Annotated in this window: 13 protein-coding genes; 7 read left to right on the forward strand and 6 right to left on the reverse strand. The window is 39.5% G+C overall.

Going from position 1 to position 23933, the window contains the following annotated elements; genetic code table 11:
- Positions 1-630: 630 nt before the first annotated feature.
- From AC5JMK_RS02090 to AC5JMK_RS02100, 3 genes are all read right to left on the reverse strand, one after another.
- Positions 631-1380: a hypothetical protein gene (locus AC5JMK_RS02090; protein ID WP_495909272.1), complete on the reverse strand. Its 750-nt coding sequence runs from the start codon at positions 1378-1380 to the stop codon at positions 631-633.
- A gap of 312 nt (positions 1381-1692) precedes the next feature.
- On the reverse strand, positions 1693-2487 hold the full coding sequence (locus AC5JMK_RS02095) for a DUF3891 family protein (protein ID WP_096673324.1): 795 nt from the start codon (positions 2485-2487) through the stop codon (positions 1693-1695).
- 222 nt (positions 2488-2709) lie between these two features.
- Positions 2710-3858, reverse strand: coding sequence for an alanine--glyoxylate aminotransferase family protein (locus tag AC5JMK_RS02100; RefSeq protein WP_096673322.1), 1149 nt, complete (start codon positions 3856-3858; stop codon positions 2710-2712).
- A 292-nt stretch (positions 3859-4150) separates the two neighbouring features.
- Here AC5JMK_RS02100 and AC5JMK_RS02105 point away from each other — a divergent pair, with 292 nt between their 5' ends.
- Complete coding sequence (locus AC5JMK_RS02105) at positions 4151-5407, forward strand: serine hydrolase (protein WP_495909273.1); 1257 nt, start codon at positions 4151-4153, stop codon at positions 5405-5407.
- Between the two features lie 26 nt (positions 5408-5433).
- Here AC5JMK_RS02105 and AC5JMK_RS02110 read toward each other — a convergent pair whose 3' ends face one another.
- Genes AC5JMK_RS02110 through AC5JMK_RS02120 form a run of 3 tightly spaced genes read right to left on the reverse strand, consistent with a single transcriptional unit; the run spans position 5434 to position 7814 of the window.
- Positions 5434-5637: a hypothetical protein gene (locus AC5JMK_RS02110; protein ID WP_096673318.1), complete on the reverse strand. Its 204-nt coding sequence runs from the start codon at positions 5635-5637 to the stop codon at positions 5434-5436.
- Positions 5638-5640: 3 nt separating this feature from the next.
- Positions 5641-5796, reverse strand: coding sequence for a hypothetical protein (locus AC5JMK_RS02115; RefSeq protein WP_495909274.1), 156 nt, complete (start codon positions 5794-5796; stop codon positions 5641-5643).
- On the reverse strand, positions 5793-7814 hold the full coding sequence (locus AC5JMK_RS02120; RefSeq protein ID WP_495909275.1) for a protein kinase domain-containing protein: 2022 nt from the start codon (positions 7812-7814) through the stop codon (positions 5793-5795). The genes AC5JMK_RS02115 and AC5JMK_RS02120 overlap by 4 nt, the downstream gene beginning before the upstream one ends.
- A 158-nt stretch (positions 7815-7972) precedes the next feature.
- Here AC5JMK_RS02120 and AC5JMK_RS02125 point away from each other — a divergent pair, with 158 nt between their 5' ends.
- From AC5JMK_RS02125 to AC5JMK_RS02150, 6 genes are all read left to right on the forward strand, one after another.
- Complete coding sequence (locus AC5JMK_RS02125) at positions 7973-9952, forward strand: ShlB/FhaC/HecB family hemolysin secretion/activation protein (RefSeq protein ID WP_096673314.1); 1980 nt, start codon at positions 7973-7975, stop codon at positions 9950-9952.
- Between the two features lie 171 nt (positions 9953-10123).
- Positions 10124-13186, forward strand: coding sequence for a two-partner secretion domain-containing protein (locus AC5JMK_RS02130; protein ID WP_495909276.1), 3063 nt, complete (start codon positions 10124-10126; stop codon positions 13184-13186).
- A 248-nt stretch (positions 13187-13434) separates the two neighbouring features.
- Positions 13435-16392, forward strand: a complete 2958-nt coding sequence (locus AC5JMK_RS02135; RefSeq protein WP_495909277.1) for a two-partner secretion domain-containing protein — start codon at positions 13435-13437, stop codon at positions 16390-16392.
- Between the two features lie 115 nt (positions 16393-16507).
- A complete protein-coding gene (locus AC5JMK_RS02140; protein ID WP_495909278.1) occupies positions 16508-16720 on the forward strand; it encodes a hypothetical protein in 213 nt (70 codons plus the stop codon).
- A 95-nt stretch (positions 16721-16815) separates the two neighbouring features.
- The gene (locus AC5JMK_RS02145; protein WP_495909279.1) at positions 16816-20892 is read left to right on the forward strand and encodes a two-partner secretion domain-containing protein; all 4077 of its coding nucleotides are present in this window, start codon (positions 16816-16818) and stop codon (positions 20890-20892) included.
- Between the two features lie 122 nt (positions 20893-21014).
- Positions 21015-23873: a CHAT domain-containing protein gene (locus AC5JMK_RS02150; protein ID WP_495909280.1), complete on the forward strand. Its 2859-nt coding sequence runs from the start codon at positions 21015-21017 to the stop codon at positions 23871-23873.
- Positions 23874-23933: the final 60 nt, after the last annotated feature.

Raw genomic sequence — 23933 nt, forward strand, 5'->3', positions numbered from 1 at the left:
CTTTTGCTTGACACTTGATCTAGAATAGCAAGCTATTTTCTCTTTGTCAACTACTTCAGAAATCTTTTTTTCTGCTTTTTTGACTCTCTTGCTTGCTCTTTGCCTTTCGGCTTTCGCACTTGACTACTATATCAGCTTCTTTGTTTTTTGTTCTACTTTTTTGGCATTTTGGCATTCATTCCTTTTGGGCAATAACGGTTAATAGATCAGGCGACGCTTTACTATTAGCAAATCGATATCAGTCAGGCAGACTTCTGACTCTGAAGGGGACACAACTCGCACACATTCTTTCCGACGTTCACCCTAGGGCAAACGCATTTTGTCAACAAGAGCCTTACAATGTCAATAAACTTCAAGTTTATCGCATTAATGCCCACTTATTGACAATGATTTCAGCGATCGCCTTAATCCCTAAAAAACCAATCAAACAATAAATTCTTGTTTTTCCGTCTATACACCAATTTAAACTTTTTGTCAAGACTAATTAATTAAGATGCGTTTGCCCTGCACTCACCCTTGATCGGGTAGAGCGCTCTTATGCTGCTGCTAAAGCTCAAATTTGGTTTGGAGTTGAGCGATCGCCTGTAGATTGCACATATATGTTTATTGGCTGCATGTTTGAATAGTTAATCATTTTTTTTGTAGAGGCCTGCTAGTTACTCCCTTTTCATATTTCAAAGTGTAAACTCCATGACCTTGTAATACTCGATACCACATTCCCGCCTGTACTCCCGTGGAAAGCATCTTTCCAACATTCGTTTTTGCAGTTTTAAACTGATCCGACGTTAATTGATCACCATACAAATCTCGTACTATGGCATCAATATGAAAATGTAGATCAGGTCGGTGACGCATCAAAATTAAGACTGCATTTTGTATGGAGTATTCTTGAAATTCAGGTAGTAAAGGTAAAGTACCAGGTTTTCTGGGAATACTCAGTTTGGGGATGTCAGATATGTCTGGTTGTTCCGGTGAAGGAGCTGTAAATTTGGAATCTTTGGAATCTGATTTTGAGGTAGATGGTGATGTGGTTACAAATGAATTTATCTTATGGTCTAATTTCTGTTCTTGTTCTTGTTCTTGTTCTTGTTCTTGTTCTTGTTCTTGTTCTTGTTCTTGTTCTTGATCAAGCTTCGTGGCTTCTCCTTCCTCCTCAAGGGAATGAAGGCTATCCTCTAGATATGCCTGTGTAGATGATTCAGGTAAACGCTTGTGGATATGATTCATTTTCTCTTCCAGAGCGTACCCTGAAATAAGAGCTTCTAGGACATTTATCTGGTTGCGAATAAAAGACAGACGACGCTCCAAATCAGCAGTTTCTAAGATGTAGCGATCGCGTTCTGCTTCCAGTAACCTAAGAATCTCAGATAAATCAGCCATAGTAGTTTTGTTGTTTTTGAAAGGATACAGACAGGTGGACAGCAAGGAAGTTTTTGTTAAAGCTCACACTCGCCTTATTAGGCAAAGAATCTATCGTTTCGTATGTAAAGGATGCAACCTAGTCGTTGAACGGACTTGTTATCCTTCTAGACCTTTGTTTTGCGAACGATGCCGACCGCCAAAACTTCATTCATCAAAGCCTCAGTCAAAGGCTGAGTTGAAGTTAGCACGTGGTAAATCAAAGACCACAAAAAAGCCAGTTAGGCAACGCAAAAGAGGTTAGATAAGCAAAGAACCTATAACTACTACTCTCTAATCTGGTTTTAAGGTAGTAGTGAGAGTCACTCCATAATCACCCATTAAAGCTTCTCGCATTGCTATCTCACTGCTGAAGATGTGGCGTAGAAGCTGTCCTTCATAAACTAGTGTGACTTCATTCTGCTGGAAAGGCCAGGGAGATATGACTATTTGTTGATGATGGTCTTGATTGCTTAACAAGGTCAGGTCTAGAGTAGTTTCACCATTGAGTATCGGTACATGGTGAATCAACTGTTGTTGTGAAGTCATTCCCTGACAAAAGATGATTGAAAGTGTATCCCATATTGCCACTAGCTTTCTATTACGTGTGATTACTTCCGGTGTAACGTGAGTTGCATAGTATGCATCTTTTTTCAAGCTAGCTATGAGTTGTTCTTGAAAAAGATACTCCTGCTTGAGAAATTCCTCCACTATTTGGGTAGAGGTTGGCGAGTTTTGCCAAGTTGTAAACCTTTCGTACAAACCTGTTCCATGTAGCGAGACAAGCAAGGCTACATATCTACCCAATACAAGTGCCAACTGTTTCGCATGTGACCAAATATTTATGTGTTCTTGAGTAGAAAGTTCCGTGAAATGGTGAGGATAACCAGTTTGAGGATTAAGTGTAGGAGCTTGTTCCCAAAGTATCCAACCAATATCATGTTGTTCTGCGCCAAGACAAACTTCTTTTCTAGGTGCAAAATCACCAAAATATTCATTACCCCAGACTTGTGCTAGTTGACCTGAAAGCCAAGCATGATTTGGTTGAGTTATACAAATCAGTTCCTGTTTTGAGAAGCGATGCAACATTATTAATCAACACTCAAATTTATTTGCTCAACAATCTTGATTCCGGTTGTGCAGTGGTTTTCAGATCAGTATCTTGCTATCTGGGTTTACTACTACATACTCAGTCTAGCTTAGAGGGAAGGGGAAGAGGTAAGGAGACAAAATAGACAACAGAAACAAAGGGGGATCTCACAAATTTAAAACCTTTCCCCCTTTATCCAGAAATTTATATACCTGCCAATTCTATTTAGGCAAAACCAGTTGCAGAGCTTCTATGAATCGGTCTACATTTTCTTTACGACTGTTGAAACCCATGAGTCCAACACGCCAGACTTGACCAGCTAATTCACCAAGACCACCACCAATTTCAATGTTATGTTCTAAAAGTAACTGTCGGGCGATCGCTTTTCCATCCACGCCTTTAGGAATGCAGACTGTTGTGAGAGTTGGTAAACGGTACTCTCGCTGTACATGTAGTGACAATCCGATCTCTTCTAATGACTGCCAAAGATATTCTACGTTTTCTTGATGACGTTGCCAGCTGTTTTCCACTCCCTCTTCGGCAATTAGACGTAGTGCTTCCCGGAGTGCGTAATACATGTTAATGGGTGCTGTGTGATGATAAATTCGTTCACTACCCCAATATTTATTCAACAGCGTCATATCCAAATACCAGTTAGCCACTTTCGTTTGACGCTGTTGCAATTTCTTAACTGCGCGGTGACTCATTGTAAAAGGAGAAGCACCGGGTGGACAACCCAAGCCTTTTTGGCTACAGCTATAAGCAAGATCTACTCCCCATTCGTCCAAAAATATAGGAACACCACCTAAACTTGTAACTGTATCTATTAGCAGTAAACAGCCAAACTCACGACACAGTTCACCAACTCCCTCCAGAGGTTGACGTGCGCCTGTGGATGTTTCAGCATGAACCAAAGCTAAAATAGTTGGACGATGAGTTTGTACAGCAGTTTGTAATTCATCTAAGGAAAAGACTTGTCCCCAAGGCTTGGTAATCGTTCGCACATCTGCACCATAACGTCCAGCCATATCTACAAGTCGATTACCAAAATAACCGCTCACACCCACTAACACGACATCACCTGGTTCTACAGCATTAGCAATAGTTGCTTCCATTGCTGCTGTTCCCGTACCACTAACGGCGATGGTAAGGGGATTTTCCGTTTGCCATACATAGCGCAGCAATGATTGAATCTCATCCATGACGGCAAGAAAAGCTGGATCAAGATGGCCTAGCGGGGGAGTATTCATCGCTTGCAGAACTGCGGGATGAGCATTTGATGGACCAGGACCCAAAAGTAAGCGTTCTGGTGTGGCTAGGGGTTTGAGTTGCAACCTCTGGTTGTTATTGATTGATACTGTTTGCGCCATTATTCTTGTAGTGAGATCAGACTTTATTACGCATCATACCGTTCATTTGTAGGGTCACGAGTTTTCTATTTTTGACTATGAATTTCCTAAAATTTTAAGTAATTGTACTGTTTATCTTAATAAATTGAATATTTTTGTTACTAAAAAAGCTAATTATTTTTTGTATAAAAAATCGTCTGGCATCTCTCATATTAATTGAGTGTATCTCTGGGAAGATAACTTGAACATTTCCTTGTGTTTGAATTAGCTACAGCTATGTTTACTCAAACAAAGCTCGCATAGAAGGAGAAAAATGTCAGTTAGTTTATTATTGACTACTTTGTTAACAACAAACTTGGCATTTCTGAAGTTGACGTTAGCAGAAGTTAAATGGAAAACACTACCCTTAGCTCAAATTCAAACTCCAGCTAAATCTATGTCTTCCAAAGCAGCTTTAGAAAGATTATTTATTAGCGAACAAATACAAACTGAGTGGTTTGCATCGGACTTTTTAGCTCAAGTTCCTATCGAACAAATGCGACAATTAATTGCTGAGTTGAAGAGTCAATTAGGAACCTATCAAAATATACAACAAAAGATACAAAATAATACTCAAGATTATTTAGTTTTGTTTAGTCAAGGTTCAGTGCCTACAAAAATAGTTTTGAATAGCAAAGGGCAAATTTCTGGACTGCTTTTTCAGCCACCGCAAGCCAAAGTCATTAGTTTAGAAGAAGCAAGTGCTAAATTTAAGGCTTTACCTGGTAAAGTCAGTTTTTTAGTTCAAGAAGGCAAAACGACACAAGCTGCATTAAATACCAAAATACCTCTGGCAGTAGGTTCAGCCTTCAAATTAGCCGTACTCAAAGCACTAAAATCACAAATAGAAGCAGACAAAAGGACATGGAAAGATATAGTACAAGTACAATCTAGTGTGAAAAGTTTACCTTCTGGAATATTACAAACCTGGCCGAATGGAACATATTTGACAGTGCAAACACTCGCGGCTTTGATGATATCTATCAGTGACAATACAGCAACAGATTTATTAATTAATCTGATTGGGCGACAACACATTGAGTCTGTCTCACCTCGTAATCGTCCCTTCCTGACTACCCGTGAATTATTTATTTTAAAAGCTTCTAAAAACCGGGAGTTGCTGAAGCGTTATCGCAAAAGCGACGAAGCTCAACGTCGTATCATACTCACAGAAGTGGCAAAAAAACCGCTTCCTAATGCTAATGAATTTGACCCAGCTAAACCAGTTGCTCTTGATGTAGAATGGTATTTTACTGCTGAAGAACTCTGCGGACTAATAGAGCAAGTTGCCGATTTGCCACTGATGAGTATTAATCCTGGCATTGTTGTTGATCGCAAAGATTGGCAGCAGGTGGCGTTTAAAGGTGGATCTGAACCTGGTGTTCTCAATCTAACAACTTGGTTACAGGCAAAGAATGGCAAAAATTACTGTGTAGTTGCCACTTGGAATAACAGTGATGCACCTGTAGAAGAATCTAAATTTATGGCATTGTACACTGGAGTAGTTGCCAAACTTGCAGCGAACAAATAATTGTTTACCAATATCCTAAAATTTATTCAATCATCAGGAAATTGCCAAGATGATATACGTTCTACATCTTTGCTATCACATTTAGTGCATACAGCGTCCAATATTGAATCCATCCACTCATAACCACAAGTACGACAATGGCAAAAAATATTGTTGCGGTTTGCATTTTTGATACCTTGATGCCATTGGTCTAGTTGATCAGCATTGGAGAAAGGAAAACTATTGAACATTTACTAAAAACCCTTCAAAGATCGCCCAAGCGATCGCTCTGTTTCACATCTAGAATTATTATGAGATAGTTCTTCATTGCCAAGACGAATCCCATAAGCAAGGAAAGCAAGAACAATTTCTCTTTTATCTCCCTTGTCCCCTTTTATCCCCCAATTCAAGGCATCTCACCCCTAAGTTTTTCAGCTTGATAAAAAGAACTATTTGCTTCTTGTTGCTTACCTAATCCCTTTAAAATTTCTCCTCGAATATCCCAAATATCTGGATCTTTTGGTTGCAAATCTCTAGCTTTATCAATGGCAAGTAGTGCTTCTTGATAGCGTTTCAATTCTAACAATGCGAGTGCTTTACCTATCCATGCAGGATGAAAATCACCTTTGAGTACAATTGCCTGCTCAAAAGCTTTAATAGCTTCTTCGTGATTTCTTAGGGTTTGTGTGAGTAAAATTCCTTGGTTAAACCAAACTAAATAATCTTGGGGACGGACTTGACTAGCTTGTTTAAAAGCAAAAAGAGCTTCACTAGCTTTTCCTAATACATTTAAGGCGTTACCTTTACCAATTAACGCTTCATAAAAATTATTGTCTATGTTTAGTGCTTTTTCATAAGAATCCAGTGCATCTTGTGGACGATTTAATTTAAGTAATATTGAACCTCTATCAGTCCAATATATTGGATTTTTGCTTTTAAATCTGAGAAGATCATCATAAGATAGAAGAGCTTCTTGAAAATATTCTTTTGCAGCTTGTTTTCCTTGCGATTGTTCGATCGCAAAGCCTATTTCTTGCCAAATTCTGGGATCATCAGGTCTAATTTGCTTCAGTTGATTCAAATACTGCAAAGCTTCTTGTCTTTTACCTGTTGCTAATAAAGATAAACTTTTTCCACTTAATCCTTCTGGATTATTATTATCAATTTTTAGTACTTTTTCATAAATATCTAAGGCTTCTTGATAATTTTGCTGTTTATATAATACTTTGCCTTTATTAATTAATATTTTAACTAAAAGTTTTTGGTCTTTTGGTTCTAGAAAAATCGCTCTATTATAAGATTGTAGGGCGGCAAAATCACGTCCCAAAAGAAACAAAGCATCACCTCGTCCTTTCCAAACTTCAGGAGAATTGGGTTGAAGTTGTTTGAGAGAGGTAAATTTATCTAGAGCAGCTTCTCCTTGACGTTCATCAAGTAGTTTATTAGCTTCATATAAATAATATATAGGTCGTATAAATGGATGAAAGAATTCTATAAAAGCTATGATTCCTACTAATAATATTAATACGATTGGAATCTGCCAAATTTTTATAAATCGTAGATTAGTAAGTATTATTCGATGATCAGATGTGTAATAAGTTGGCGGTTGAGTGGGTGGTGAACTAATTTTCGTTTTATTTAAATCCTCAATAACTGTATTTACTGATTGATAACGATGGTCTGGGTTGTTATAGACCATTTTGACTAAAATTGCATTCAGAGAAGGGTCAATATTAATATCGCTAGGTAAGATGATATTATCTTTTTCATTCCATCTTAATTCTCTAGGATGCATTCCAGTTAATAGTTGGATTGCTGTTAAGCCCAAAGCATAGATATCGCTATTAAAACGTGGTCTTCCTGCCATTTGTTCTGAAGGAGCATATCCAGGAGTTCCAATCATTGTTTGTGTTATTGATGATTGAGATGATGGATATTGACTGTCTAGTTTTTTCACAGATCCAAAGTCAATCAAGACAAATCTGTTGTCTCCTTTTCTAATAATTAAATTGGAGGGTTTGACATCACGATGAATAATATTTTTTGCATGTAAATATGCTAGTACAGATAAAATTTGTTGTAAGAAATTAACTACTGTGTATTCGGGCCATTTTTGATGAACTAGTTCTGCTAAAGATGTACCTTCTATATATTCTTCAACTATATAATAACTGTTGTCTTCTTCCAGATAGTCAAAGAACTTAGGAACTTGCTGGTTAGTCTGTAAAGTATTTAAGATATTAACTTCTCTGTGAAAAAATCTTTTAGCTGTTTCAAGATCAGCATTGAGAGGATCGAGTTTCTTTATTGCACATAATATATTAGAGTATGTATCTGTAGCCAAATAGGTGACGCCAAAACCTCCCCTGCCTAGCTCTTGGATGATTTGGTAGCGGCCACATAATAGATTGTTGTTGCCTTCCGTCATCTTAATATATATTCCTTCATTTAAAGCAATATTTTATAACTACCTATATTTCATTTTAGTTTCCTAAACTACCTCGTTAAATTTTATTATGATTCTCTATACTACAAACCATATTCTATGGTATTTAAGTTTAATTAATAAAAGTTAATCAAGTTTTAATGCACAACCACACTTTTAAACTGAATTTAACTGTTTCCTTATTCTTGGAAGTTTTAATAGCGTTCTCTGCTCTGAAAGCTTCTGCTGGAAACTTACCATCCAAGGCTCTGAACACCGACAGTTTTTCTGTCAGAAGTCACCAATCACAGATCAACACCCAACAGCTAGAAAATACCACAACTGCTGTAGAAAGCAAAATCAGCCAGAATAACGAAACAGAAATTGGGAACGAATATAATTCTCTCAATGATCATGTTCAACTTAAATCAGATCCTCCCAATGGTTTTAAATTACATCAACTAGTTGGCACCAATCAAGACAAAGACTTGGATAAAATCCTGATTTTATCGCAAGTTCTTGGTCCTCTGCCTCCTACACCACCACCAAAGCCAATCCCAACGCCACAACCATCGCCTACACCTCCTCTAGATACAACTCCATCTCCACCACCAGAATCTCCAACGCTTCCCGGAATTCCTGGAACTATTACAATTGAGAAATTTAATTTTGAAGGAAACACAGCATTTAGTAATCAACAGTTAAGCGAAGCAACAAAACCTTTTCTTAACCGACCGATAACTTTTGCCGAACTTTTACAAGTTGAAAATATCATTACTAATCTATACATCAATGCGGGGTATGTTAATTCCGGTGCGGTGATTCCAGCAGAGCAAAGTTTTGCAAAGGAAGGTGCTGTTGTTAAAGTTCAAATCATTGAAGGTGGAATAGAAGATATCAAGGTGACAGGTACGAAGCGACTACAACCGAACTATGTGCGTAGTCGGATCGCTTTAGCAACCTCCAAGCCCTTAAATCGAGAACGGCTTTTAGAAGCACTGCAATTATTACAACTTGATCCCCTCATTGCCAATATTTCTGCGGAATTATCTACAGGTTCACGTCCAGATCAAAGTCTATTGGAAGTAAATGTTGTAGAAGCAGATTCTTTTAAAGTAGATATATTTGCTGATAACGCTGGTGATCCCAGTGTGGGAACCTTTCGTCGCGGTGTTAACCTGAGTGAAGGTAATCTTTTGGGCTTTGGCGATCGCTTTTCTTTTGAATTCATCAACAGCGATGGTAGTAACGCTTTTGACTTAAGTTATGCATTCCCTATAAATGCTCGCAACGGTACTGTAGGCTTTAACACTGGTAGAACGGCTGTAACAGTAGTAGAACCACCCTTTGATCGAATCGATATTACGGGTGACTATTATTACATAGATTTGAATGTGCGTCAGCCAATTTTCCAAACTCCGACTCAAGAATTCGCACTCGGCTTAACTTTCTCCAGACAGCAAAGTGAAAATCAATTATTGGGAGAAAACTTTCCTTTATCTGCGGGTGCAGATGACAAAGGAAGAACTCGCCTCTCGACAGTTAGGTTTTTTCAAGAATACACCCAACGCAACTCTCAACAAGTCTTTGCTTTGCGATCGCAATTTAGTCTTGGTGTAGGCTGGCTTGATGCTACCGTCAACAGCGATGCTCCAGATAGTCGCTATTTTGCTTGGCGAGGACAAGGACAGTATGTGCGCTTATTAGCGCCAGATACCTTGCTTGTATTGCGTTCAGAAATGCAATTCGCAAGCACATCCCTTGTACCCATCGAACAGATTCGCTTGGGAGGTTTGCAAACTGTCAAGGGTTATCGACAAGATCAGTTTTTAACAGATAATGGCTTATTTGCTTCAGCCGAAGTCAGATTTCCTGTTTGGCGCAGAAGACAAGTAGAAGGAGTTTTGCAAGTCATACCCTTTATCAACTTTGGCGTCGGCTGGAATAATGACTCTGATTCCACTCCCGATCCCAATACCAATACCTTAATTGGTACAGGCTTAGGTTTGCAATGGCAAATGGGTGAAACCTTTAGCGCTCGTCTTGACTATGCTGTTCCTCTAATCGATGTCGAAGGGGACAGAGATCGGACACTGCAAGAACAAGGTTTGTATTTCTCAATCAATTACAGTCCCTTTTAGGTTGGTCGTTGGTCATTGTTCATTGGTCATTTGGTAAGGGTTTCGATAGTCTTTTCGTTTGGTAACTCGTGTTCTGTTTATTCAGTACGATTTACTTGACTTCGGGAGATTGAGAGATTCAGAAGAAAGAATTTTGCTTGCTTGTTGTGACGATCTTTGTGAGAGTTGACGATGAAATTATTTTGCTTACTAGTTCTATTCACCTTATCCCCAAGTATTTTCAGCATTCTGGTATTGCAGAATAGAGCTACTGCACAAATTATCCCAGATGGCAAGCTGGGTGGAACAGAAAATTCGGTTGTGAATCCAGATGTGATTGATGGTATTGGGAGCGATCGTATTGATGGAGGTGCAATCCGTGGGTCAAATTTGTTTCATTCTTTTCAAGACTTCAATATAGATGCAGGTAGGGGAGCTTATTTTTCCAACCCTGCTGGAATTGCCAATATCCTCACCAGAGTCACAGGTGGTAATCCCTCGAATATTCGAGGGAAGCTTGGTGTTTTAGGTAACGCTAATTTATTTTTACTGAATCCAAAAGGGATTTTTTTTGGACCGAATGCAAGTTTAGATCTGCGTGGTGGTTCATTTTTTGGCAGTACAGCTGATAGTCTGGTATTCGATAATTTTGAATTCAGTGCCAGCAATCCACAAGCAGTACCGCAACTAATTATTAATATTCCCATCGGCTTGAGATTTCGAGATAATCCAGGCAGTATTAGCAACAATGCTCCTCTTCAAGTACAAACGGGAAACACCTTGTCACTATTAGGTGGTAATGTCAACTTAGATGGAGGAAGCCTCATCGCACCAGAAGGAAAAGTTGAGTTAGGAGGATTGACGCAAGCAGTAACCATAGGATTAGACCCTGATGGTAATCTCAGTTTTCCCAATGGTATCACCAGAGCAGATGTACTGCTGAGAAATACTTCCAGGGTTAATGTAGCAGATCAAGGAAAGGGTAGTGTGAGTATCATTGCCCGAAACTTAAACATAGAAACTGGAAGTATTGTATCTGCTGGTATTAAACCAAACTTAACAGCTAGTACTTCTGTACCTGGAAACGTCACCCTTGACGTAACTGAGGCGATTAAGATTAATGGACAAAGCTTGGTAGAAAATGTCGCTGATCGGAATGCTATTGGTGACGCAGGTGACGTTATTGTCAAAGCCAATTACTTGGAACTGACTGGTGGCGGACGGATTCGCACACGTACTATCGGTAGGCAAAGTAATGCTGGTGACATTAACATCACCGCAGGAGATATTTTCATCAGTAATCCTGTTTACTGGCCTATAGACAAAGCTCCCCCAGAAGATAAGCCTGCACTTGATGCCAGTAGTAATATCAGTGATATTTCTGGTTCAGGACGTAGTGGCAAAATATCACTCACAGCCGATGGTAATATCACTTTGATTGGGGAAGGTTCACCTGGAACTGTAGACCGTGAGAATAAGGTAATATCCACTTATAGTGTAGGTAGAGGAGCATTAGGCGACGGAAATATTTCATTAAAAGCAAAAGGCTCCATTTCATTATCGAACGCTAATCTTGTAACCACTGTCAGTACTGACAACAGTAATGCTGCTGCTGGAAAAATATCATTGCAGGGCGATACTTCTGTAAGCTTAACCAATAACAGTCAACTTGCTGCCACAGGTTACGGTCGAGGCAATCCTAGCACAGTTATATTGAGATCTAACGGTCCAGTAAAAGTTCAATCTAGTGCTATTTTTGCTGATATCCGCAACGCAGCTAAATTTGAAGATGCTGGAAAGATATCTATTGGGGGAGAGTCGGTATTTATTACTGATGGTTCAACAGTAACAGCGACAACGGGCGGAAGTGGTCCATCTTCAGGTAACTTTGGTGGTCTGATTGAAGTTAATGCCACAGATACAGTTGAAATATCCGGTATCACTCCATTATTTGCTAACCAGGTGTTAATGAGATTAAGTCGCCCACAGTCAGCATACAGCACATTAGTCACAAATACTATTGGCAATGGACCTGCTGGTAACATTATTATTAACACTGATACTTTGCGTGTCAGTAATGGAGGAAACTTAAAAGCTACAACTCAAACAGCTTTTCCGGGAGGAGATATCACCGTCAACGCTCGTGTAATTGAGTTTACTGGTGGTGGTAAAATTCTTAACACTGCCTCAAACAGAGGTAATGCAGGTACAATTAACCTCAACGCGTCTGACCGCATCACTATTTCAGGCAGCAACCCCAAATTTGAGGAAACATTTAATCAATACATAAAAAATGAGATAGCGTTCGGTCAGAAGGAAATTAATGCTAGACAAAACGCAGAAAGTAGATTAGGAACTCTTGATACTGCTGCTAGCGGAATTTACGCTTATACCTTACAAAATTCCCCAGCCCAAGGGGGAAGCTTAAAAATTAGAACCGGACGCTTACTCGTTAACAATGGTGCAAAAATCAATGTCGGTAGTCAAGGCGCAGGACGAGCAGGTAATATAGAAGTTACGGCAGCTAAAGACATTCGGCTAGATAACAATGCGTCAATTACCGCTGATACTAGAGGTGGTCAAGGTAATATCACCCTCAACTCTGGTGACTTAATCTTGCGTCGCAATAGCAATATTACAACTAATGCTAAGGGTACAGTTGGGGGTGGGAATATCATTATCAACACTGGTAATCTAGTAGCCTTAGAAAATAGCGATATCACCGCCAATGCCGAACAAGGTTCTGGGGGAAATATATTTATTAAAGCTAATTATCTCTTCCGTAGTAAGGATAGTGATATCACTGCTTCTTCTGACCGTGGACTAGAGTCTAATGGAACAGTAGAAATCAACACTACGGATGTTAACCCCAGTCAAGGATTAGCCGAATTACCAGAGAATATTATAGATCTTACAAATCAAATAGCCCAAAATCCTTGTCAAAAAGGTTCTGGTAGTTCATTTACTGTCACTGGACGGGGTGGTTTACCATCCAGCCCAAATGATAGCTTTAGCAGCAACGAGACTCGTGTAGATTTAGTAGAACCTGTCGCTAGTAGTAGTAGTAATTCCCCAAATCTTACAATCAATCAGTCACCAGTGATTCGTCAGACCACCAAAAATATTGTTCCTGCTCAAGGATGGGTATTTAACAAAAAAGGTGAAGTCGTTTTGACAGCCTATGATCCCACGAATTCTAGTCAGGGACGCACTTTTCAACCAACTGCGGCTTGTTCAGTGACCAGTTATCAGTGACCAGTTATCAGTTATCAGTTATCAAACTTAACATCTTGTACAAGGTAATGGTCAGCCGCAGCTAGACAGACAAAAATCGCAAGACAAGGGTTTTAAATCCTTGATTTTCTGTTAGTTCCCGTATGTGGAATTGGTTTGTATAGCCGCGATTTTTAACCGCTAAGGCTAGATGCAAGATTTTAGCAAACTGATAACTGATAAATGTTTGTTGAGATTTATCACTCTCCTGAAATAAGGAGGCTTCTATTATGCTACGTACAAAACATGGTTTATTCGGGAATTACATAACTCTTCAAAGTTGCAAAAACTACAGACACAAACCTTTGCTTCTCTTATCTACCGAGCAAGAAAAGATTAATCCTGCTTTTAATCAGGCTGGGGATATCAAGAGATCACAATTGTTATTTGCCATAGCTTTGTTTTTACCAAACTTCATGATTCTGATGTTTGTGGGTAAAGCTGTAGCACAGATTACCCCAGATGGCAGCTTGGGTGCGGAAAGTTCTGTTGTGAATCCAGATGTGATTGATGGTATTGGGAGCGATCGCATTGATGGAGGTGCGATCCGTGGAGCAAATTTATTTCATTCTTTTCAAGACTTCAATATAGATGCAGGGAGGGGAGCTTATTTTTCCAACCCTGCTGGAATTGCCAATATTCTTACCAGAGTCACAGGTGGTAATCCCTCGAATATTCAAGGGAAGCTTGGTGTTTTAGGTAACGCTAATTTATTTTTACTCAATCCAAAGGGGATTTTCTTTGGACAAAATGCCAGTCTAGATGTGGGTGGTTCTTTTTTCGCTACGACAGCTAACAGTTTGTTATTTGAGGGCGGTTTGGAATTTAGTGCTACAGATTTGCAAACATCGCCACAGTTAAGTATCAATATTCCGATTGGCTTGAGATTTCGGGATAATCCTGGAAAGATTCAGGTACAAGGTAATGGTCAGGGACTCAGGAAAAATAACTCTCTGATAGATACTACAGATGCGTTGCGGGTGGAATCAGATAAAACCTTAGCTTTAGTAGGCGGTGATCTCAGTTTGGAGGGAGCAACACTTAAGACTGCTGGCGGACGCCTAGAATTAGGCAGTGTTGCTGGAGAAGGTCAAGTCAGTCTCACTCCTATTAACAAAGGATTTTCCTTGGGTTATGATGCTGTAAAAAACTTTGGCAATATTCAACTATCGCAACAAACAGCAGTTGATGCTAGTGGGGAAGGTGGTGGTGATATACAAATTAGGGGTAAGCGCTTTACTCTTAGCAATGGTTCCCAGATTGAAGCAAGTACTCTGAGGTCTAAATCAGGAGGTAACTTGGAGGTGAACGCTTCAGAGTCAGTAGAGTTGAGCGGGTATCACATTTCCTCAGATGGTCTGTTTTTTGCCAGTGGATTGTTTAGTCAAGTCTACTCAGGAGCAACAGCAAACGCAGGCAATATCAATATTACAACAGGATCGCTATCTATAAATAATAAGGCTCGATTAGATTCCGGCACTTTTGGCAGGGGGAACGGAGGTAGTGTCAATATCAATGCGAATGATACTGTTTTTCTAGATGGTAAAGATAGTCTGATTTCCACTAATGTGTTTTTTGGTGCTGTTGGTAATAGTGGGGGGATAAATATTAACACAGGTTCACTTTTTGTCACCAATGGCGCTCAAATACAATCTGGTGTAGAAGGGCGAGGAAATTCCGGAGCAGTAAAGATTGTAGCTCGTGATATCGTTTCTTTTGATGGACGTAGTGAAGGTAGATTTCCTAGTAATATCTTGACGACTGTACTAGATAGAGGTAGAGGCAATAGTGGTGGAATTGATATCACTACTGGTTCTCTATTTATCACTAATGGTGCTGAACTAGACAGCAACACAAGAGGAAGAGGTAATGCAGGAAATATATCTGTAAACGCTCAAGACAAAGTTTATTTATCGAAATCTTTTATTAACAGCAGGGTTTCTGAGGGACGTGGTGTAGGTAATGGCGGTGATATCAAAATTACAACAGGCTCCCTTGTGCTTAAGGATGGTTCAGCACTACTAGCTGATTCAGAGAACCAAGGAAATGCAGGCAATATTATCATTGAGGCTCGTGATTCTGTAATCCTTGAAGGTGAACGTCCTATTGCGAGTGGGCGTAAATTTCCCAGTCGAATTAGTACCACAGTCGGATCAAAGGCGGTGGGAGAGGGAGGAGATATTAGTATCTCTACAAGATTGCTATCGCTTAAAGATCAGGCATTTATAAATTCTTCTACTTACGGACGGGGAAATGCAGGAAATATCGATATTACTACAGGATCATTTTCTTTAGTTAATGACTCTGCACTTAGTTCCAATACTTTTGGACAGGGAGATGCTGGTAACATTAAAGTCAACGCTAATTCATTTCTGCTTGATGGCGCTCAATTAAGTACTAGAAGTGATGTCGAAAATCGCCAAGCAGGTAACATAGAAGTTACGACAACCAAAGACATCCAGCTCGACAATGGTGCATTAATTACAGCCGAGACTAAAGGTGGTCAAGGTAATATCAGCCTTCGCTCCCGCGATTTATTCTTACGTCGCAACAGCAACATCACTACAAACGCTACAGGTACAGCTACAGGTGGCAATATCAACATTAAAACTGGTAACTTAGTTGCCTTAGAAAATAGTGATATCAGTGCGAATGCGGAAGAAAGCTTTGGAGGCAGAGTGATTATTAAAGCCGACAGCATTTTTGGTACTGAGTTTAGAGTTCAGCGCACACCAGAAAGTGATATTACTGCCTCTTCTGAATTAGGATCTGATTTTAGTGGTACTGTTCAAATTGACACCGCAGATGTTGACCCTAGTCAGGGATTAGTTGAATTACCTGATAATATTGCAGATCCGAGCGATCGCATTGCCGAAAATCCCTGTCAAAAAGGTATAGGTAGTGAATTTACTATTACAGGGAGGGGTGGTTTTGCTCCTGGACCAGATGAAAGTTTTAGCAGCGATAATACCCGTGTTGATTTGGTAAAACCTGTTACTAGGAACAGTAATCTCCAAAGTCTAACTATTAAACAATCGCCAACCCAATCCACAGTCAAGAAAATTATTCCAGCTCAAGGATGGGTATTTAACGATAAAGGTGAGGTGCTTCTTACAGCCTATGATCCCACAGCGAATATTCCTCAACGCAATTCCCAGACAACTGTAGCTTGTCCTGCGTCCTATTAAATCAGTTAACCGCTAACAGTTAACAGTTTGTGAATTGATTTCTTAACTGTCCAAGGTATTAACAGGAAGGGGTGGTTTTGCTCCTGGGCCAAATGAAAGTTTTAGCAGCGACAATGTGCGCGTTGATTTAGTCAAGCCAACTGACAACAGTAGTAATTCCCGCAGATCAACTGTTAACCAGCAAACTATCCAAACTAAAAAAATTATCCCAGCTCAAGGATGGATATTTAACAACAAAGGTGAAGTGGTTCTCACAGCTTATGATCCCACAGCACACAGTTATCAACGCAATTCTCGTACTACTGCGGTTTGTGCTGCTGGTTTTTAAGGCTTTTTAAGAGTAGTAGATTTCCTAGTTCAATAACTGTTTAATAAACAACAGAGAAGATCAACAGACTACTATAAAATCCCAGGAAACCTAATATGCGATCGCTCTTCTTCTTGATCTTATCCCTGCTGACTTTAGGCTATCTTGCACCTATACATAAAGCTATAGCGCAACTTACCCCAGATAGCAGCTTGGGTGCGGAAAGTTCTGTTGTTAATCCTAATGTTGTTGATGGGGTTGATCTGATCACTGGTGGATCAACTCGCAACTCAAATTTATTTCACAGTTTTCAAGATTTCAACGTGAATGCAGGTAGGGGTGTTTATTTTTCCAATCCTGCTGGTATTGCTAATATTCTTACCAGAGTCACAGGTGGTAATCCCTCAAGTATTCAGGGCGTTCTTGGTGTTGTAGGTAACGCTAATTTATTTTTGATTAACCCAAGAGGAATTTCTTTTGGGCCGAATGCAAGTCTAGATTTGCGTGGTGGTTCATTTTTTAGCACTACAGCCGATAGTGTATTATTTGACAATTTTGAATTCAGTGCCAGTAACCCGCAAGCAGTTCCGCAATTAACCATTAATATTCCCATTGGTTTGAGATTTCGGGATAATCCTGACGGTATCACTCATAATGTAAACACTATTGGTTTTGGAGTGCAACCAGGAAAGACACTGGCATTAGTAGGTGGTAACGTCAGCTTAGATCAAGGAATTGTGTATGCACCAGGAGCAAGAGTTGAATTAGGAGGATTATCACAAGCAGGAACAGTTGGGTTGAATCCTGATGGTAGCTTGAGTTTTCCCAGTAATGTGACAAAAGCTGATGTCTCACTAGCAAACTTGGCTACAGTCAATGTAGCTGGTGAAGGGGGAGGTAGTATTAATGTCAATGCTCGCAATTTCGATCTGTTTGAGGGTGGAGATCTGATTGCTGGAATTGCATCAGGTTCGGGAACGCTTTCATCTCAAGCTGGCGATATTGTCGTTAATGCATCAGGAGCAGTGAAAATTGAGGGAAATACTAACACTAGTCGAATCAGAAATGTAGTATTTTCTTCAGGAAAAGGTAACGCCGGAAATGTGATTATCAATGCCAATAGTTTGGAAGGAACTGGTAATTTTATTATTGGTTCTTTGAGTTTTGGAGAAGGTAATGCAGGAAAAGTAAATATTACAGCAACAGATAAAGTATCCTTGCAGGGATTAGAGGGACAAAGTAGCGGAATCAGTAGTACTGTTGGTTCCTCATCTACAGGTAGTGCTAATGATGTTGTGATCGATACGCGATCGCTATCTTTATCCAACTTTGCTGCATTAGCTACCTCCACAACTGCAAAGGGAAATGCAGGAAATATCCGCATCAAAGCTTCTGAGTCTGTTTCCGTTAGTGGCAACTCTACCATCCAAGCTGCTACCTTTGCATCTGGGAATGCAGGAAAAATTATTATTGATAGTCCGAATGCAAATGTTTCCTTTGATCAGAGCTTAGTCAGTACTTCTGTTTTTGGCAATTCAAATATATCTGGAGTTGATTTAATTGGTACCGGACAAGGAGGCGATATTGAAATTACTGCGCGATCGCTTTCCCTAGACAATGGCTCGCAACTATTTACTGGTACTTTTGGCTTTACAGGAGAAAATGGCCCCCCTAATGCAGGGAATATTAACTTGAACATTTCTGAGTCTCTAAATGTTCGAGGTACTTCTCGACTGCGTTCCCAAACAGAGGGAGACGGTAAAGCAGGTAATATCCAAGTTAAGACGGGTTCACTGTTGTTAACTGACGGAAGTCAATTTAATTCCAGTACTTTTGGCAAGGGAGATGCTGGTTTTATAAACATTAATGTTATCAAAGATGCCATTTTTGATGGAATAGCAAGCAACGGAAATCCTAGTGGTGTTGCAAGCGAAGCAGTAAACCCAAGTGAAGGTAATGCAGGTAGTATAGACATCAGTGCAAACAACCTCTTTTTGAGAAATGGTGCTCGAATTAGCGTTAGTACCTTTGGACAAGGAAATGCAGGCGCGATCAAAATTACGGCTGGCGATACACTCTCAGTTGATGGACTTGGAACCAATAATGTTTCTAGTTCGATTTCCAGTCTTGTTGGTGGTGTAGTACCTCAATCAAGTGGCGATCGCAAAGGTGGTGATATCTCGATTAATGCAGGATCACTTTCTTTGACAAATGGTGGTCAAATCATTGCTAGTACTTTTAGCAAGGGAGATGCTGGGAACATCACCATTAACATTATTAAAGATGCCATTCTTGATGGAGTTGGAAGTAACCAACAGCCTAGTGCTATTGCTAGTGAAGTAGATACAAATGGTAATGGTAATGGTGGTAGTATCGACCTGAGTGCAAACAACCTGTTTCTCAAAAATGGCGCTCGAATTAGCACCAGTACTTTTGGACAAGGAAATGCAGGTGCGATCAAAATTAAGGCTGGCGATACACTCTCAGTTGATGGAATTGGAAGCAATAATATTTCTACTCAAATTTCCAGTATTGTTGCAGGTGTAGTACCTCAATCAAGTGGCGATCGCAAAGGTGGTGATATCTCGATTAATGCAGGATCACTTTCTTTGGCAAATCGTGGTCTAATCATTAGTAGTACTTTTGGCAAGGGAAATGCAGGTGATATCTCACTAAAGGTTGATGGTCCGATTAAACTTACTAATTCCAGCCAAATCAGAAGCAATGTAGAACAAGGAGGTGAAGGACTTGGAGGTGATATCAATATTGATACCAAATCCCTCACCCTCACTGATGGTAGTGAGATTGGTGCTATTGTTTTTCGCGCAGCAAACGGTTTACAAGCTGGAAAAGGAAAAGCAGGAAACCTTGTAATCAATGCTAAAGATTTTATCGATATTTCTGGCACTGGTTCTACAGGATTCTCTAGTGGTATATTTGCCAGCGCTGAAAGAGGAACAATCGCAACTCAGCCTCAAGCAGCAGGTGATATTACTATTACCACAGGTGACTTCAGGATCGCGAACGGCGCAGTCGTAGATGCATCAACATGGAATGATGGTAGTGGGGGTAGCATCACTATTAACGCCAAAAACTTTACAGCTACTGATGGTGGACAAGTACTGACAACTTCTCGTGGTAGTGGTGCTGCTGGAGATATTACCCTCAAAGTATCTGATAATCTAACTATTAGTGGTAGTGACCCCAACTTTAATCAACGAATTGAACAAGCTAAAAAATTTGCTTCACCAGACGACACAATAGATGACATAATAAGTAATCAAGGCGCGCAAAGCGGTATTTTTGCTAACACAACTGAAGGTTCCACAGGCAAAGGTGGTAGCATTTTCATTGACCCCAAACAAGTCACAATCAAAGATGGTGGGATTATTTCAGCAACCAGTTCGGGTACAGGAGAAGCAGGTAATATAAATATACAAGCTGGTAATCTCACCCTAGACAGGGGAACAATCACAGCTGAAAGCGGTAGTGCTACAGGTGGTAATATCACACTAGATATTAACGATGTGTTGTTATTACGCCGTAATAGTCTCATATCTGCCACTGCTGGGAGAAATCAGGGTGCTGGTAATGGCGGTAATATCAACATTAACACTGGCTTGCTCGTAGCTTTACCCCAAGAAAATAGTGATATCAAAGCAGACGCATTTAGTGGTAGCGGGGGTAACATTAATATCCAAACTGACGCGATCTTTGGTATTCAACCGCGTGATTTCTCTACACCTCTCAGCGATATTACCGCCAGTTCGGAATCGGGTATTTCTGGCAATGTTAACCTCAACACATTAGATATTGACCCGACTCAGGGATTAAGTGAATTACCAGAAAACACTACAGACCCCAGCAACCAAATCGCTCAAAATCCCTGTCAAAAAGGTTCTAATAGTTCTTTTGTACTATCTGGGCGCGGTGGTATTCCATCTAGTCCTAACGACAGCTTCAGCAGTGACAATGTGCGTGTTGATTTGCTACAGCCTATTACCAGTAGCAATAATCCTCAAAATGTAACTAATAATCCACCTAAGATTCAAACTGCAACTAAACAAATTATTCCTGCTCAAGGGTGGATATTCAACGAAAAAGGCGAGGTTGTTCTTACAGCCTATGATCCCACAACCTCTGGTTCTCAGCGCAGTAGTAAAGTACCTGCGTCTTGTCCTGCACCGTTTTAAATCAGTTATCAGTTATCAGTTATCAGTTATCAAATTCTATTACTTACTGTTAACTGTTAACTGATTTCTACTTATTATATTAACCATCACCAAACAACAAATAATAGTATTGGGAATATAAGATGAAACCAAACGGAAAGATGTTTAATCGTAATTTAACTAGTCAATTTAAAAGAATTTATCATAAGCGATCGCTGTTTCTAGCAATTTTACTGTTTATCTTTGCATCTACTGCACCGCTTGTGATTGCTAAGGTTTCGCAAGCAACTCAAATTGTACAAACTCAGTCAAATACACAACAGCTAGTTAACCAAGCTACTCAGTTATACCGTTCTGGCCAGTTCCAAGAAGCAGCAGCTGTTTGGGAAAAAGCAGTATCTGCATTTTCTACTCAAAAAGATAATTTAAATCAAGCAATGGCTTTGAGCAATCTTTCATTGACTTATCAACAACTCGGACAGTGGGAAAAAGCCATCAAAGCTAGCCAAGACAGTTTATTAGTACTGCAAATTCAGCCCCAAAGTCAAGACAAACAGAAAATTTTTGCGCAAGCTTTAGATATTCAAGGTTATTTACAAAGAGATATTGGACAATCGACACAAAGCCTTGAAAGTTGGCAAGAAGCAGCAAAAATTTATAGTCAAATCAAAGAACCTGCAAAATTAGCACAAAACAAAATTAACCAAACCCAAGTTATGCAAGATTTGGGTCTTTTTCCCCGTGCTTGCAAAACTTTGTTAGAAGTCTTAAATCCAGAGATGGGAGTGAGCAATTGTCAAGAGTTTAATCAATTATCATCAGAAGAGTTAACAGAAAAAATCCAAAAAGTTACAAGTAAATCTTCTTCTGAAACCACAATGATAGCTTTGAGAAGCCTAGGGGAACTACTACGTTTTATTGGTCAGCCAGAACAATCTCAAATCGTCTTAGCAAGTAGTTTAAATTTAGCCGATAAATTAAACTCTCCTCAAGAACAAGCAGCCACTTATCTCAGTATTGGTAACACAATTAAAACCTTAGCTGAAAATGAAAGAGTTCGCCGCAGAAGAGAAAATTATTATCAAGAGGCTGTAAATGCTTATATCCAATCAGCAAAGCTGACTACATCATCAACTACACGACAAAAAGCACAACTAAATCAACTCAGCCTCTTATTAAAACAGGCAAAATCTGATCCAGAAAAATATAAAGAAGCTAAAGCTTTTTGGTTATCTCAAAATCTTCAAGACGTTCAGTTTTCTCCTAGTCGCACAGGAATTTACGAGCAAATAAACTATTCTCAAAGTTTAGCAGAACTAATTCAACTCGAAAAATTTCAGCAAAAGCAAGATTCACAACTGCCAAGTTTTAACCAAATCGATCAGATTTTAGAACAAGCAGCCACCCAAGCCAAAAAATTGGGAGATAAACCAGCTCAAGCATATGCGATTGGAAATCGCGGTGCGTTATATGAACAAAGAGGTAGTCAAGAAGATTTATCTCAAGCAGAAAATTTTACCAGACAAGCTTTGAGTATAGTTTCCAGCCTCGAATCACCGCATATATCCTATCAATATTTCTGGCAATTAGGTAGGATACACAAAGAGCAAGGAAATTTACAAGATGCGATCGCAGCTTCAACTAAAGCTTATGACGCCCTACAATCATTACGCAGTGATTTAGTAGCAGTTAACCCAGAAGTACAGTTTTCTTTTCGATCTAGTGTAGAACCTGTTTATCGCCAACTCGTCGAACTAGAATTGGAATATGCTCAATCATTGAAAAAAGCGGGAAAAGAGGACGAAAGACAGAAACGATTAACTCAAGCCAGAGATGTATTAGAATCTCTACAATTGGCTGAACTTAATAACTTTTTCCGTGAAGCTTGTGTAGAAGCAAATCGCACACAAATCGACCAAATAGACACTAAAGCCGCAGTAATTTATCCAATTGTTTTGTCAAATAAACAACAGTCAGAGATGGAAAGCTTAGAAGTAATTCTCAGCCTACCAAATCCATCTCCAAGCAATAAAGCTCAAAGCAAAAAAGCTCAAAGTGATCGAATTCTACGTCTTTACAGTACTGAAATTCCCAAACAAGAATTAGAGGAGACCGTAGAACAAATACAGGCTTTTCTCAAAAACCCTGATACTAAGCTTGAAGAATCTTTGCCTTTGTACCAAAAAGTATATGATTGGCTAGTTAGACCTATCCAACAAGACTTAGAAAACAGCAATGTTGAAACATTAGTATTTGTTTTGGATGAAAAACTAAGAAATATTCCCATGTCTGTACTACACGATGGCGAAAAATATTTATTACAAAAATATGCCATTGCTTTAGCTCCTGGTTTGCAGTTAATTAATCCAAAACCACTAGCAGACATTAATATCAAAGCCATCACAGCAGGAATAAGCGAAGCACATCAAGGTTTTAAAGAATTAGCTGAAGTAGAATCGGAACTAGAACAAATCACAGAATTAGGAATTGCAACTAAACCACTCCTGAACGAAAAATTTACGATCAAAGAGATTCAAAATCAAATTCTCAATTCAGATGTTTCTATTGTTCATCTAGCAACTCATGCTCAATTTAGTTCGATCGCTGACGATACTTTTATCTTGTTTTGGGATAAACGCTTGAATGTTAAACAATTAGGTAATCTACTACGAAACAACGCCCTAATTTCCCGTAGTCCCATAGAATTATTAGTTCTCAGTGCTTGTGAAACAGCGATCGGTGATCAACGTGCTGCTTTAGGACTTGCGGGAGTAGCAGTACGATCTGGTGCGCGTAGTACAATGGCAAGCTTATGGTCAGTGGAAGATAAAAGCACAGCTAAACTCATGGGTGAGTTGTATAGCCAGTTAAAAAAAGCCAAGCAGAGTAAAATCAGCAAAGCGCAAGCACTCAAGGAAGCACAACTAACTCTTCTCAGCGAAAAGCAATACAGCAATCCCCACTTCTGGGCTCCATTTGTGGTTGTAGGCAACTGGCAGTAAAGTAAGTAGTTGTAATTGAAAGCTTGACACGTGTAAGGGTGTAGGGGTGTAAGGAATAAC

It is taken from the genome of Pelatocladus sp. (assembly GCF_059505505.1).